Consider the following 14,189-nt stretch of genomic DNA (forward strand, 5'->3'; position numbering starts at 1 on the left):
CATGGAACCGATCCAATGACGAGGACGCAGTGGGTTTGACCCCGACGAACCTTTCCGCCCCGACCGGCGAGACCCTGCTGGAGTTTCCCGACAACCGCCTGCTGATCGACCTGTGCGGCCCGCATGACCGGCACCTTGCCCGCATCGAGCAGGCGCTTGGCGTCCATGTCATCCGGCGTGGCAACCTGCTGGCGATCATGGGCCCGCCCGAGGCCCAGGCCGAGGCCGCGCAGATCCTGCAGGGCCTTTACGCCCGGCTGGAACAGGGCCGCAACGTCGAGCTGAACGAGGTCGAGGCCGCCCTTCGGATGGGGACCGAGCCGGATGTGCCGGCACCCAGCCCGGCCCAGCAGCTCGAGATGTTCGGGCAGGGCAAGATCGAGCTTCGGACCCGCAAGAAGACCGTCGAACCCCGGACCGAGGCGCAGCGCGACTATGTCCGGGCGCTTTTCGCCAACGAACTCGCCTTCGGGATCGGCCCGGCGGGCACCGGCAAGACCTATCTGGCGGTCGCGGTCGGGGTCACCATGCTGATCGACGGCCATGTGGACAAGATCATCCTGTCCCGCCCCGCCGTCGAGGCGGGCGAGCGTCTGGGCTTCCTGCCCGGCGACATGAAGGAAAAGGTCGATCCCTACATGCAGCCTCTGTATGATGCGCTGAACGATTTCATTCCGGCGCGCCAGATGCAGAAGCTGGTCGAGGAAAAGCGCATCGAGATCGCGCCGCTGGCCTTCATGCGCGGCCGCACGCTTGCAAATGCCTTCGTGGTGCTGGACGAGGCGCAGAATGCCACCACCATGCAGATGAAGATGTTCCTGACCCGCCTGGGCGAAGGCTCGCGCATGGTCATCACCGGCGACCGGACCCAGGTGGACCTGCCGCGTGGCGTGCAATCGGGCCTGCGCGACGCCGAGCGTATCCTCGGCGGGGTGCCGGGGATCTCGTTCAGCTACTTCACCGCGCAGGACGTGGTGCGGCACCCGCTGGTCGCGCGCATCATCCAGGCCTATGACGCCGACGACGAACGCGGCGGCGACCCCGACGCCCCGCCGCAGAGTCAGGGCGCCTATCCTCCGCGGCGCGAATGGCGCGGACCGCGCAATGCCTGATGCCACCGAGCCGCAGCTTCATGCCGGACCGGACCCCGTGGATCTGGTGATCGAGGATGAACGCTGGCTGGACGTCGATTTGCAGGGCATGGCCCAGCGGGCGGCCGTTGCCACGACGCGCCACATGGGGATCGACCCGGTCGAGATCGTCGTCATGGGCTGCGACGATACCCGCATTGCCGGACTGAACGACCATTTCCGTGGCAAGGCCAAGCCCACCAACGTGCTCAGCTGGCCCTCGATCGAACATGCTCCCCGGAAACCGGGCGAGGTGCCGGTGCCGCCGGAGACGGATGAACTGGGCGACATCGCCATCAGCTATGATACCTGCCTGGCCGAGGCCGAATCGCAGGGCAAGCCCTTTGCCGACCATGTGACCCATCTGCTGGTCCACGCCATCCTGCATCTGGCCGGCTACGATCACGAGGTCGAGGCCGATGCGGAAACCATGGAGGATGCCGAGCGTTCAATTCTCGCCGGTCTCGGCATCCCGGATCCTTACCGAGAGCATTGAATGTTCATGAACGATCCCCGAAGCCCGGACTCGCATGCCGCGGACGATCCCCAGGACGACGCCGCCGAACCTCCGAGTTGGAGCGAGGCGTCGCGTGAGCCGCGCGAAGCCGCGCCGCGCGGTTTTCTCGGCCGCATCTTCAAGACCCTGGGGCCGCTTTCCTCGGACAACGAGGACGGCCCCGATTCGATGATGGAGGCCGCCACCTCGGTCCAGGCCCCGAGCATCCTGAACCTGCGCCGCAAGACCGTGGACGATGTCGCCGTGAACAAGGCCGACATCGTCGCCGTTCCGGTGACGGTCGGCCTGCCCGAACTGGTCGAGGTCTTCCGCGAACACGGATATTCCCGCCTGCCGGTCCACCGCGGCAATCTGGACCAGCCGCTGGGGCTGGTCCATCTCAAGGACCTCGCGCTCAAGCACGGCTTTGCGCCCAAGGGGGCGCCGCGCTTTGCGCTGCGGCCGCTGCTGCGTCCGCTGCTCTATGTTCCCGGCTCGATGCCCATCGGCGCGCTGCTGCAGCAGATGCAGCAGAAGCGTATCCACATGGCGCTGGTGATCGACGAATACGGCGGCGTCGACGGGCTGGTAACGATCGAGGACCTGATCGAGCAGGTGATTGGCCAGATCGACGACGAGCATGACGACAGCGACGACGAGTTGTGGGTGCAGGAACGCCCCGGCCAGTGGCTGGTGCTGGCGCGCGCGCCCATCGACCGGGTCGAGGCAGAGATCGGCACCAAGCTGGTCTGCGGCGTCTACGAGGAAGAGATCGATACCGTGGGGGGGCTGATCTTCATGCTCGCCGGCCGGGTGCCGATCATTGGCGAGATCGTGCGCGATGACAACGGGGTCGAGTTCGAGGTGCTGGACGCCGATGCCCGCCGGATCAAACGCGTCCGGCTTCGGCTTCCCGGCAGCGGGTCGGGGACAACCATCGCCTGATGCGCCGACGCGATGCCGGGGATGGCCTGCGGAAAGCTGTCGCAGGCCATTGGCCGGATGCGAATCAGGCCGCGGTGACGTCGCGAAGGTTGCGGGACATCCCGGCGGTTGCCGTGGCCCATGCGCTTGCGGCGGTGCGCCGGCGGTGGGCAGCGAGGGCCTCGGCATCGCGGAACAGTTCCTCGACGCGCCAGACCAGCGGATCATCGGTCTGCGCGATCTCGAAGTAAAGGCAGCCGGGCTCGGCGCGGCTGGCGAGGACATGGGCCTCGACATGCATCAGCAGGGTCATCAACTGCGTCGGGTCGGCGCAGGTGATGTGGCCCGAGCGCCCGATCTGGGCGCCGATTGGGGCCGGGGGGCTGCTGTCATGATGGTGATGGCCGCAGCCGCAGGCACAAGCCGACATGAAGATGCTCCTTGATAGATCAGCCCCGGATCAGGGAATCGAAGTCGGGGTAAAGATCCTGCCGTGGCATCCCGGCGGAATAGCCCAGCACAGCCGGCATCCGGTAGGGGTCGCGGCCCTCGGTCCCCGGATGGCAGGCGCGCAGGTAGCGGCGGGTGACGCTTTCGGTCGCGCCGAACACCTCGGGCAGGGGCAGGACCATCCAGCTTCCATCCGCGTCAAGGAAGGCGGGCCGGATGGTCGAGCAGAAGAACTGTGCGGGTTGCGGTGCCGTCCATTCCAGCCCCTCGGGCAGCGTGTCGGGATAGCTGCCGCCGAGATGCTCGCTTTGCGCCAGGCTGACGGTGGTTTCCACCCGCCGCCCCGGAATCCTGCCGCTGCCGGTTCCGATCTGGCGCGCGGGGGGCTGGTCCACCCAGGTGCAGACATCCATGTGGCAGCGCCCGGAAAAGACGGTGGACGAAGGCGGGGGCTGATCGGCTGCCGCCCGGACGCAGAGGGTGAAATCCGTCCCGCGCCAGCAGGCCCGGTCCTGTTCCATCCGCCTTGCCTCGCCCCAGCGGGACCGGACGCTGAAGGCGGTCAGGCCGCGCACCTCGCCCACGCCCGCCGAGACGACGTCAAGCGACAGCGAGGTCGCGCCGCCCATCAGCCTGCCGTCCATCATGGCGATGCTGAAGCTGCCGCCCCGATGCGGCTGGAACCGGCAAGGACCATCCACGCGCTCGCCCTTGACGGTGATCTCGCAGGTGGCGTTGTCAGCTTGGGCGGCGATTGCCGGAAAATACAGGCAGAGTGCGACAAGAAGGGCTTGCAAAAGGCGCATGATAAGAACTCGGGAAAACACCTCTGGCCCGATCATGCACAAGAACAGGCGCTTGCCAACGAATTGCTGAGGGTCGCCCGCAGGTCCGGCCAGGTTCCGCCGGATGGGTCTCAGCCTTCGCGCAAGCGGCCGGTCATTCCCATTCGATCGTGCCCGGCGGCTTTGAGGTGATGTCGTAAGTCACCCGGTTTATGCCCTTGACTTCGTTGATGATGCGCGTCGCCGTCTCGCCAAGGAACTGGTGCGTGAAGGGATAGTAATCCGCAGTCATCCCGTCGACCGAGGTCACCGCCCGCAAAGCGCAGGCGAAATCATAGGTGCGCCCGTCGCCCATCACCCCCACGGTGCGGACCGGCAGGATCGCGACAAAGGCCTGCCAGATCTCGTCGTAAAGCCCGTGCCTGCGAATCTGGTCGATGTAGACCGCGTCGGCACGGCGCAGGATCTCCAGCTTCTCGCGGGTGATCTCGCCGGGGCAGCGGATGGCGAGGCCGGGGCCGGGGAAGGGATGGCGGCCGATGAACTGCTCGGGCAGGCCCAGTTCGCGGCCAAGGGCACGGACCTCGTCCTTGAACAACTCGCGCAGCGGTTCCACCAGCTTGAGGCCCATCTTCTCGGGCAAGCCGCCGACATTGTGGTGCGACTTGATCGTGACCGAGGGGCCGCCACTGAAGCTGACCGATTCGATCACATCGGGGTAAAGCGTCCCCTGCGCCAGGAACTCGGCCCCGCCGATCTCGGCCGCGTGCTTCTGGAACACGTCGATGAACAGGCGGCCGATGGTCTTGCGCTTGACCTCGGGGTCGCTGACGCCTTCCAGCTCGCCCAGGAACAGCTCGGATTCGTCGGCGTGGATCAGCGGGATGTTGTAATGGTCGCGGAACATGGTCACGACCTCCTCGGCCTCGCCCAGCCGCAGAAGGCCGTGGTCGACGAAGACGCAGGTCAGCTGGTCGCCGATCGCCTCGTGGATCAGGACGGCCGCGACCGAGCTATCCACGCCGCCCGACAGCCCGCAGATCACCTTGGCGTCGCCCACCTGTTCGCGGATACGGCGCACGGCCTCGGCGCGGTAGCCGGCCATGGTCCAGTCGCCGGTGAAGCCCGCAAGCCGGACAAAGTTTTCCAGCATGATGCGGCCGTTCGGGGTGTGATGCACCTCGGGGTGGAACTGCACGGCATAGAAGCGGCGCGATTCATCCGCGATCATCGCCAGGGGCGCGCCGGGCGAGGTGCCGATCACCGCAAAGCCGGGGGCCAAAGCAGTGACGCGGTCGCCGTGGCTCATCCAGACTTCCTCGCGCCCGTCAGCAAACAGGCCCGCGAAGATGCCGTCGCCCGCATGGCCCGGCGCAGGGGTCACGAAGGCGCGGCCGTATTCGGCATGGTGCCCCGCCTCGACCCGGCCGCCAAGCTGCTGCATCATCACCTGCTGGCCGTAGCAGATGCCGAAGACCGGCACGCCCAGTTCAAACACTGCCTGCGGGGCGCGCGGGCTGCCCTCGCGCGTGACGCTGTCGGGGCCACCCGAAAGGATCACCGCCTGCGGCGGGTCGGCCCGCAGTTCGGCATCCGTCACGGCCTGATAGGCGCGTATCTCGCAGAAAACATTAAGCTCGCGAAGCCGCCGCGCGATGAGCTGCGTGACCTGAGAGCCGAAGTCGATGATGAGCAGGCGCTGGTGCTGGGTCATGTCCCGCGCTTTAGGCCCGCGCGTGGGCGTCGGCAAGCCTGCGTTCAGAGGATCGCGCGCCACGGGGCACGACGCCGCCTCATTCGGGCCAGAGCGCCGAAAGCGCTGTTGCGGGATCGTCGGCGGACCAGATTTCCGGCCCGAGGGCGATGAAGTCGGCGATCCCCCAGATCTGGCGGATCAGCGCGGCGTCAAGCGCGCCCTCGGCCACGACGGGGACCTCGATCATCTCGGACCACCATTGGAACAGGTCGAGGCCGACAGGCTCTCCATGCCCCAGCGCGGTCGGGCCGCAGGGTCCGAAAGAAACGTAGTCGGCCCCGGCCTCGCCCGCATTCATGCCCTCGTGCCGCGAGGCACCGCAGAATGCCCCGACGATGGCATCGGCGCCAAGCTCCTTCCGGGCATAGCGCACTGCGCGCGCGCCACCCGTCAGGTGAACGCCATCCAGCCCGTGGCGCTGCGCCAGGGCGACGTGATCCTCGATCACCACCGCCACGTCGCGGGCGTGCGCGATGTCGCGGGCCATATCGGCCATGCGGCCCAGTTCGGCCTCGTCCCCGGCGCCCGGCAGGCGCAGGCAGGCGACGGGATGGGCGTTCAGCACCGCCGAAAGCCGGTCCCCGAGTTCGGATGCCGTGATCAGCGTAGGGGCGATCAGGTAAAGCTGCGGCGCGTCCTCGGTCATGGCGGGGTTCCTTTTGTGGCAGTGGATCGGGATACCGCAGGGACGCGCCGCGGGGAAGGGGGCGTCAGACCGGGGCTCTGCCCCGGACCCCGGGATACTTGAACGAAGAAGAGGAGATGAGGCATCTCGCCCGCCCGCTTGCCCGTGGCGCGGCTGCGCGCTAGGGGCGGCGCATGACCGAGATCTCTGCCCTGCAACCCGTCGTCATCCTCGTGCGCCCGCAGATGGGCGAGAACATCGGGGCGGCCGCCCGCGCGATGCTGAACTTCGGGCTGACCGGAATGCGGCTGGTCGATCCACGCGACGGCTGGCCCAATCCGCGCGCCGTGGCGATGGCCTCGGGCGCGGCGGGGCAGGTGCTGGACCGGGCGCGGGTCTTCCCGACGCTGGCCGAGGCGATGTTCGATGTGGATCACGCCTATGCTACCACCGCGCGGGGACGCGAGTTGACGAAGCCCGTCCATACGCCCGCGACGGCCATGGCAGAGGCCCGCGGGCTTGTGACCAAGGGACGCCATGTCGCCCTGATCTTCGGCCCGGAGCGGGCGGGGCTGGAGAACGACGACATCGCGCGGGCCAATGCCATCGTGACCGTGCCGGTGAACCCGGAGTTTCCCTCGCTGAACCTCGCGCAGGCTGTGCTGCTGATGGGCTATGAATGGGGCAGGGACGCCCTGCCGGCTCAGCCCGCCCCCGCCGCCAAGCGCCCGCCGGGTGAAATCCCGGCAACGCGGCTGGAGATCGAAAGGCTCGCCGACCACTGGGAGGAGAAGCTGACCGAGGCGCGGTTCTTCTTCCCGCCGGAAAAGGCCGCGCCCATGCGGCTGACGTTGCGGAACCTGTGGTCGCGCCTGCCGTTGACCCGCGCGGACGTGCAGATCCTGCATGGCATGGTGCGGCAACTGACGTGGAAAAGCCGCGCGGATTGACCTTTGCGGGCCGGAACGCCAATGTCCGGCCGCATCCCGCAAGCGGACTGCAAGCGAACACCGAAGGGGCCCCGCATGGCCAAGCGCCCGATTTTCGAGGAGGTGTCCACCGCGACGCCTTCCGCCCGACCCGTCGCCAACCTGATCGACACCGCCCCCAAGGGCGCGCGGGGCGCGATCCGCGTCTGGCTGATCGTCCTTTTCGTGCTGGTCGCTGCCATGATCGCGCTGGGGGGCGCCACGCGGCTGACCGGATCGGGCCTGTCGATCACCGAATGGAAGCCCGTGACCGGCGCGCTGCCGCCCAGCGGCGCGGCGGCGTGGGAGGCCGAGTTCGCGAAATACCAGCAGATCCCCCAGTTCCGCGAGGACAACCCGACGATGGACCTTGCCGGGTTCAAGCGCATCTACTGGTGGGAATGGAGCCACCGGCAGCTCGGCCGTGCCGTGGGCCTCGTCTGGGCCGTTGGATTCCTGTTCTTCTGGCTGACGAAACGCATCCCGCCGGGCTGGACGCCGCGGCTGCTGATCGTGGGCGGCTTGGGCGCGCTGCAGGGGGCCATCGGCTGGTGGATGGTCGCCTCGGGTCTGGTCGAGGGCATGACGGCGGTCGCCTCCTACCGGCTGGCAACGCATCTGGGGCTCGCCTTCGCCATCCTCGGGCTGATCGCCTGGTATGTGTTCCATTTGGACCGCCCCGAGGCGCAACTGATCCGCGCCCGCCGGGCAGGTGAGCCGAAGCTGTTTTCCATGACCACCGGCCTGATGCACCTGAGTTTCGTTCAGATCCTGATCGGCGCCTTGGTCGCAGGGATCGACGCGGGGCGGCAATATACCGGCTGGCCCCGGATGGGCGGCGAGTGGATTCCGGCCGCCATCTGGGACCCCGTGCTCGGCTGGCGCAACTTCTTCGAGAACGCGGCCACGGTGCAGTTCACGCACCGGATGGTGGCCTACCTGCTGGCGATCTTCGCCGTGGTGGTCTGGCTGCGCTCGCGCCGTTCGCCCCATCCGGTGACGCGGGGGGCCTTCACGGTGATGATCGCGGCGGTCGCCTTCCAGATCGTGCTGGGCATCGTCACGGTGATGCGCGGCGCGCCCTTGGGCGAGGCGCTGGCGCATCAGTTCGGCGCGGTGGCGCTGTTCGTGCTGATCATCCGGGCGCGGCACCACGCCCGCTATCCTTATGAAACCAGCGTCAGGGGGACGATCCGATGATTTCGGAGAATGCAGCGATGAACGCCCTTCTGGCCTTTCAGCGCCAGACCGAGGCGCTGTCCTCGGTCGCCGAGCGGCTGTCCTGGGACCAGGAGACCGTGATGCCGCGCGGCGCGGTCGAGCAGCGGTCCGAGGAGATGGCCGCGATCGAATCCGTCCTGCACGAGCGCCGCACCGATCCGCGCATCGGCGAGTGGCTGGACGCCGCCGACCCGCAGACGGAAAGCGAGGAGCGTATCCTTGCCCTGATCACCCGCGACCATGCGCGGGCGAACGCGATTCCCGCCGATCTCGCGACAGAACTCGCGCGGCAGACGAGCCTCGGGCAGGGGATATGGGCCGGGGCGCGGGCCAACGAGGAGCCTGCGGACTTCATGCCGACGCTGGACCAGATCCTCGTGCTGAAGCAGGACCAGGCCCATGCGCTGGTCGCGGCGGGCTTCGGCGGTGGCGACGCTTACGACGCGCTGCTGGATGATTATGAACCCGGCACCACGCAGGCCGAGATCGCGGCCCTGTTCGACGCCATGCACCCCCGGCTGGTGCAGTTGCGCGAGGCCGTGCTGGGCGCATCCGACCAGCCCGCGCCGCTGGAAGGGCGCTTCCCGCAGGAAGGCCAGATGCGTCTTGCCCGCGCCTGCGCGACGGGCTTCGGCTATGACTGGACGCGGGGGCGGATGGACATCGCGGTGCATCCCTTCTCCAGCGGGCGCTGGCAGGACAGTCGGATCACCACGCGGATCGTGGAAGCCGACCCCTTCAACTGCATCTACTCGACCATCCACGAGGTCGGCCATTCGGGCTATGAGCAGGGGATCGACCCCGACCACGCCTTCACGCCGCTGGGCCGCGGCGTGTCCATGGGCGTCCACGAAAGCCAGAGCCGGCTATACGAGAACCAGATGGGTCGCAGCCGGGCCTTTGCCGGCTGGCTGTTCCAGCGGATGAGCGACATGATGGGCGGGCTGTCGGTGCCCGATGCGGACGCCTTCTACCGCACCGTCAACCGGGTGACTCCGGGCTATATCCGCACCGAGGCGGATGAGGTGCAGTACAACCTGCACATCATGATGCGCTTCGACCTGGAACGCGACCTGATCGCAGGACGGCTCTCGACCGACGATCTGGAGGAGGCTTGGAATGCCCGCTTCCTGCGCGATTTCGGCGTGGCCGTGGATCGGCCCTCGAACGGGGTGCTGCAGGATGTCCATTGGTCGGTCGGGCTGTTCGGCTATTTTCCGACCTATGCGCTGGGGAATGTCTATGCCGGCGCGCTGAACGCGGCGATGCGGGACGCGGTGCCGGATCTGGACGAGTCGCTGGCGCGGGGCGACGCAACGCCGGGAACGGAATGGCTGCGCGAGAACCTGCAGCGCCACGGCGGGCTTTACGAACCCGCCGCGCTGGTCGAGCAGGCCGTCGGCGGCCCGGTCACGCCCGAGCCGCTGCTGGCCTACCTGGAAGAAAAGTTCGGGGCGATCTACGGCCTGTAGGGGCCGTCAGATCGCCAGTTCCGACAGGATGCGGTCAGCCTCGGCCCGGCAGGGGGTGAGGGCCGAGCGGTCCTCTCCGGGGAAGAAGCGGCCCCGTATGGCGGTCGGCATCGGCTTCGGCGTGGCGATGACGACGCGCGGGCCGATGCGCTGGTTTTCAGCCTGCCAGCTGCGGGCAAAGGCTATCTGGGCGGCCTTGGTCGCGCCATAGGCGCCGAAGAAGGGCTCGCCTCCGCGCGGGTCGTCGAAGAACAGCGCAGTGCCGTTGCGGGCGCGCAGCAGCGGCTCGATCAGGACCGACAGCCCGTGCGTCGCGGTGATGTTGGTCGAGACCGAGCGGTCCATGTCCTTGGGATCGACATGGGGCGCCGGTCCGAGAGGTGCGGCATGGATCGCCGCATGCGCCCACAGGTCGCAGCCGCCCCAGCGGTCCAGCACCGCCTGCACAAGCTGGATCATCGCCGCGGGCTGGGTGATGTCCATCGGCGCCAGCGTCGCGGCGCCGCCGACGGCGCGGATGCGGTCATCCAGTTCCTCAAGCGCGCCGGTCGTCCGGCCGACGGCAACGACATGGTAGCCGCGCGCGCCGAGGCGTTCGGCAAGGGCCGCGCCGAGGCCGCGCGAGGCGCCGGTCACGATGGCAAGTTTCTGGTCTCTGTCGCTCATGCCCAGCCCATTGCCACCGCCCGCGCGTGGCCGCAAGCGGTGAATGGACGCACCCCGGCTTTAAACGTTCAGCAGCAGATGCTCGCGTTCCCACGGGCTGATCACCTGCAGGAACTCCTTGTATTCGTTGCGCTTGACGGCCTCGTAGACGGCAACGAACTCGGACCCCAGCACCTCGCGCATGGGTTCCGACGCCACCATCTCGTCCAGCGCGTCGCCCAGGTTCGTGGGCAGCTCGTCCTCGGACATGTAGGCGTCGCCGAGGCATTCGGCGCGTGGGTTCGCGGCCTGCACCAGTCCCAGGTAGCCGGTCGCAAGGGACGCTGCGAGGCCGAGGTAGGGGTTGCAGTCCATCCCCGCCAGCCGGTTTTCGACCCGTCGGCCGTCCGGGGCCGAGATCGGCACCCGCAGCCCTGTAGTGCGGTTGTCGCGGCCCCATTCAAGGTTGATGGGCGCGGCGAAGTCCGGGACATAGCGGCGGTAGCTGTTGACGTAAGGAGCCAGCAGCGCGATCGCGGCAGGCAGGTGGCTTTGCATCCCGGCGATGAAATGCAGGAACTCGGGCGTCTCGCGGCCCTTCTCGTCCGAGAAGATGTTGCGCCCCGTTTCCACGTCGATCACCGAGTGGTGGATGTGCATGGCGCTGCCCGGCTCGCCCTCGATGGGCTTGGCCATGAAGGTGGCGAAGCAGTCGTGACGCAGCGCGGCCTCGCGGATCAGGCGCTTGAAGTAGAAGATCTCGTCCGCCAGCTTCACCGGGTCGCCGTGGGCGAGGTTGATTTCCACCTGCCCCGCGCCGCCTTCCTGCAGGATGCCGTCGATCTCGAAGCCCTGCGCCTCGGCGAAGTCGTAGATGTCGTCGATCACCTTGCCGTATTCGTCCACCGCCGACAGCGAATAGGCCTGCTTGGCCGCCGCGCGACGGCCCGACCGGCCCATCGGCGGCTGGATCGGCTGGTTCGGGTCGATGTTGCGGGCGACGAGGAAGAACTCCATCTCGGGCGCCACGATGGGCCGCCAGCCGCGTTCGGCGTAAAGGCCGACGATGCGCTTCAGCACGTTGCGCGGCGCGACGGGGATCGGCTGACCCTGCTGGTCGAAGACGTCGTGGATCACCTGCAGCGTCACGTCGGCCGTCCAGGGCGCGGCCGATACCGTGTCAAAGTCGGGGATTAGCACCATGTCGGGTTCGGTGAAGGCGCCGGCGGGATTGTCCGCCCATTCCCCCGTGATCGTCTGCAGGAAGATCGAGTTCGGCAGGTAGAAGCTTTCCTGCCGCGCGAACTTCGATGCGGGCATCGCCTTGCCACGGGCGACGCCCGCCATGTCGGGAACGATGCACTCGACCTCGTCGAGCCGTCGGCCCTCGACATAGTCGCGGGCGGCTTGCGGGATGTTCGTCAGCCAGTCTGACATGGTTACTTTCCGCCGGCCGGGCCGGCTTTCGCTTTCGGGTTCAGGCGCCGGGAACGATCCCGGCCATCGGATTGTCCTGCGCGGCAAGCCCGGCGATCACGCCCTGCCGGTCAGGAAGGCCGCGGTTCTGGCTGACCTTCCACTTGCCGGCGATATGCGCCACCGGAATCTCAACTCCGACGATGCCGCGCAGTTGCGCCGCGACGAAGGACTCGGGCGCGTCCCCGACCGACCAGGGGGCCTGCTGCGCGGCCTCGTGCCGGACGGTCAGCGCGCCCACCTGCGCGCGCAGCCACCCGGGGTCGTCGATGACGCGGGGCACGCCCCGGACCTCGACGGCAAGATAATTCCAGGTCGGCACCACCTTGCCGGTTTCCGCCTTGGTCGCATACCAGCCGGGCGAGACATAGGCCTGCGCGCCCTGGAACAGCACCAGCACCTGCCGGTCCGTCTCCTGCATCTCGCGCAGATCGTCAAGCTGCCGGTTCGCACGGGCGAGATGCGCGCGCAGGACGCCGCCGCCCACGTCGTGCAGGAAGGGGATGAGGTTCGCCGTCAACCCTTGCGGCCCTAGGCTGACCAGCGTGGCCAGCGGATGGGCGGCCATCAGCGCGGCCAGCACCTCGGGCCGGTCCTCGGCGAAAAGCGGGGGCACATACATCAGGCGAGGCCCTCCGCGGTCCCCCGCGGATTCTTGAAGAACGCCTCGATCTGGTCGGCCAGCGGCGTGGAATCGGCGTTGCCCCGGCGGGCGCGGGCCTTGTCCAGCAGATCGGGCGGGACGGGGCCGCCGCGATGCTCGATCAAGCCGTCGATGAAGCCGTCGCGGAACTCGGGGTGGGGCTGGACGGTGAAGGCGCGGTGGTCATAGACCAGCGCAGCGGCCTGGCAGAATTCGTTGGTGCCGGCGACCGTGGCGCCGGGGGGCAGGTCCACCACCTGGTCCTGGTGCCATGCGTTCAGCACCATCGGCTGGCCGCCGATGACATAGTCGTTCGCGCCCACGCGCCAGCCGCCGGGATGCTTGACCACCCGCCCGCCCATGGCCTGCGCGATGACCTGATGGCCGAAGCAGACGCCGACCATCGGCACCTCGGCCGCGAAGGCATCGCGGATGAACTGTTCCAGCCGGGGAATGAACGGATGATCCTCATAGACGCCGTGGCGCGATCCGGTGATCAGCCAGCCCTCAGCAGCATCGACGCCTGCAGGGAAGTCGAGTTCTTCGACGTGATAGCTGTCGAAGCTGAAGCCGCGCCCGGCCAGCAGCCGCTCGAACATGTCGTCGTAGTCGCCGTGTTCGGCCCGCGTCACCTCGGGCGACTGGCCGGTCTTCAGGATGCCGATCCGCATCGGGAACTCTCATGATCGTGGTGAGGACAAGGTAGGCTTGCCCCCGGGGGGGCCGCAAGGGGGCGGTCCGACCAAAGGCGCGGCTGGCACACGGCACGGGCTGCGGCTAGGTTCGCCCCAGGTTCATGCAGGAGACACCCCCATGACGGGATTGCGCGACGACGGACACAGCCATGTCGATCCTGACGGGCTGATGGAGTTCTCGGTCGTCTTCACCGACCGCAGCCTCAACCACATGTCGAAGAAGTTCCAGCAGGTCATGCGCGACATCTCGGACATGGCGCGCGAGGTCTATGGCGCCGAGGGCGTGGCCCTGGTGCCGGGCGGCGGCACCTTTGCGATGGAATCGGTCGCCCGCCAGTTCGCGCGGGACGCCAACGCGCTGATCGTGCGGAACGGCTGGTTCAGCTTCCGCTGGACGCAGATCCTCGACGCCGTTGATTTCGACGCCGAGGCGCAGGTGCATCCCGCCCGCCCCGACGGCAACGAGGCCCGTCCCGCCTATGCCCCCGCGCCCATCGAGGATGTTGTGGCCGAAATCGCCCGCTCGCGCCCGGCGGTGGTCTTTGCGCCCCATGTGGAAACCTCGGCCGGACTGATCCTGCCCGACGACTATATCGCCGCGCTGGCCAAGGCCGTGCACGAGGTCGGCGGGCTGATGGTGCTGGATTCCATCGCCTCGGGCGCAATCTGGGTGGACATGAAGGCGCTTGGCGTGGACGTGCTGATTTCCGCCCCGCAGAAGGGGTGGAGCGCCTCGCCCGCCGCCGGTCTGGTCATGTTCTCGGAGCGCGGGCTGGAGCGGCTGGAAGCCACGACCAGTGACAGCTTCGCGCTGGACCTGAAGAAATGGCGCGCGATCATGAAGGCCTATGAGGACGGCGGCCACGCCTATCATGCGACCATGCCGACCGACGCGCTGGTGGC

The 14,189-nt window shown here is 68.0% G+C and carries 15 protein-coding genes; 7 read left to right on the top strand and 8 right to left on the bottom strand.

What is annotated here, in order from left to right; translation table 11 throughout:
• Positions 1-29 precede the first annotated feature (29 nt).
• The 3 genes from Q4F04_RS05370 to Q4F04_RS05380 are packed head-to-tail and all read left to right on the top strand — an operon-like array spanning position 30 to position 2,571.
• Positions 30-1,112, top strand: coding sequence for a PhoH family protein (locus tag Q4F04_RS05370; protein WP_303368805.1), 1,083 nt, complete (start codon positions 30-32; stop codon positions 1,110-1,112).
• Positions 1,105-1,626, top strand: a complete 522-nt coding sequence (gene ybeY / locus Q4F04_RS05375) for an rRNA maturation RNase YbeY (protein ID WP_303368806.1) — start codon at positions 1,105-1,107, stop codon at positions 1,624-1,626. Before Q4F04_RS05370 ends, ybeY begins: the two co-directional genes overlap by 8 nt.
• 6 nt (positions 1,627-1,632) lie before the next feature.
• A complete protein-coding gene (locus Q4F04_RS05380; RefSeq protein WP_303368807.1) occupies positions 1,633-2,571 on the top strand; it encodes a transporter associated domain-containing protein in 939 nt (312 codons plus the stop codon).
• Between the two features lie 64 nt (positions 2,572-2,635).
• Here Q4F04_RS05380 and Q4F04_RS05385 read toward each other — a convergent pair whose 3' ends face one another.
• The 4 genes from Q4F04_RS05385 to Q4F04_RS05400 all read right to left on the bottom strand — a co-directional run bounded on the left by Q4F04_RS05385 (position 2,636) and on the right by Q4F04_RS05400 (position 6,187).
• Positions 2,636-2,980, bottom strand: a complete 345-nt coding sequence (locus Q4F04_RS05385) for a putative quinol monooxygenase (protein WP_303368808.1) — start codon at positions 2,978-2,980, stop codon at positions 2,636-2,638.
• A gap of 19 nt (positions 2,981-2,999) precedes the next feature.
• Positions 3,000-3,806: a hypothetical protein gene (locus tag Q4F04_RS05390; RefSeq protein WP_303368809.1), complete on the bottom strand. Its 807-nt coding sequence runs from the start codon at positions 3,804-3,806 to the stop codon at positions 3,000-3,002.
• Positions 3,807-3,939: 133 nt separating this feature from the next.
• The gene (gene guaA / locus Q4F04_RS05395) at positions 3,940-5,499 is read right to left on the bottom strand and encodes a glutamine-hydrolyzing GMP synthase (protein WP_303368810.1); all 1,560 of its coding nucleotides are present in this window, start codon (positions 5,497-5,499) and stop codon (positions 3,940-3,942) included.
• A 79-nt stretch (positions 5,500-5,578) separates the two neighbouring features.
• Positions 5,579-6,187 (bottom strand): thiamine phosphate synthase, encoded by a 609-nt coding sequence (locus Q4F04_RS05400; protein ID WP_303368811.1) that lies wholly within the window; start codon positions 6,185-6,187, stop codon positions 5,579-5,581.
• Between the two features lie 173 nt (positions 6,188-6,360).
• Here Q4F04_RS05400 and Q4F04_RS05405 point away from each other — a divergent pair, with 173 nt between their 5' ends.
• The 3 genes from Q4F04_RS05405 to Q4F04_RS05415 all read left to right on the top strand — a co-directional run bounded on the left by Q4F04_RS05405 (position 6,361) and on the right by Q4F04_RS05415 (position 9,827).
• On the top strand, positions 6,361-7,116 hold the full coding sequence (locus Q4F04_RS05405) for an RNA methyltransferase (RefSeq protein WP_303368812.1): 756 nt from the start codon (positions 6,361-6,363) through the stop codon (positions 7,114-7,116).
• A gap of 75 nt (positions 7,117-7,191) precedes the next feature.
• A complete protein-coding gene (gene ctaA / locus Q4F04_RS05410) occupies positions 7,192-8,334 on the top strand; it encodes a heme A synthase (protein WP_303368813.1) in 1,143 nt (380 codons plus the stop codon).
• Complete coding sequence (locus tag Q4F04_RS05415; RefSeq protein WP_303368814.1) at positions 8,331-9,827, top strand: carboxypeptidase M32; 1,497 nt, start codon at positions 8,331-8,333, stop codon at positions 9,825-9,827. The genes ctaA and Q4F04_RS05415 overlap by 4 nt, the downstream gene beginning before the upstream one ends.
• Before the next feature lie 6 nt (positions 9,828-9,833).
• Here the strand turns inward: Q4F04_RS05415 and Q4F04_RS05420 are convergent, their stop codons facing one another.
• Genes Q4F04_RS05420 through Q4F04_RS05435 form a run of 4 tightly spaced genes read right to left on the bottom strand, consistent with a single transcriptional unit; the run spans position 9,834 to position 13,262 of the window.
• Entirely contained in the window at positions 9,834-10,493 is a 660-nt protein-coding gene (locus tag Q4F04_RS05420) for an SDR family oxidoreductase (protein ID WP_303368815.1), read from the bottom strand.
• 60 nt (positions 10,494-10,553) lie between these two features.
• The gene (locus Q4F04_RS05425) at positions 10,554-11,909 is read right to left on the bottom strand and encodes a glutamine synthetase family protein (RefSeq protein WP_303368816.1); all 1,356 of its coding nucleotides are present in this window, start codon (positions 11,907-11,909) and stop codon (positions 10,554-10,556) included.
• A 40-nt stretch (positions 11,910-11,949) separates the two neighbouring features.
• Positions 11,950-12,570 (bottom strand): FMN-binding negative transcriptional regulator, encoded by a 621-nt coding sequence (locus tag Q4F04_RS05430; protein WP_303368817.1) that lies wholly within the window; start codon positions 12,568-12,570, stop codon positions 11,950-11,952.
• Entirely contained in the window at positions 12,570-13,262 is a 693-nt protein-coding gene (locus tag Q4F04_RS05435) for a type 1 glutamine amidotransferase (RefSeq protein ID WP_303368818.1), read from the bottom strand. Before Q4F04_RS05435 ends, Q4F04_RS05430 begins: the two co-directional genes overlap by 1 nt.
• A gap of 142 nt (positions 13,263-13,404) precedes the next feature.
• Here Q4F04_RS05435 and Q4F04_RS05440 point away from each other — a divergent pair.
• The coding region (locus Q4F04_RS05440) for an aminotransferase class V-fold PLP-dependent enzyme (RefSeq protein ID WP_303368819.1) at positions 13,405-14,189 on the top strand (785 nt) is incomplete at its 3' end.

The organism is Paracoccus sp. (in: a-proteobacteria) (genome assembly GCF_030536915.1).
Taxonomy (GTDB): domain Bacteria; phylum Pseudomonadota; class Alphaproteobacteria; order Rhodobacterales; family Rhodobacteraceae; genus Paracoccus.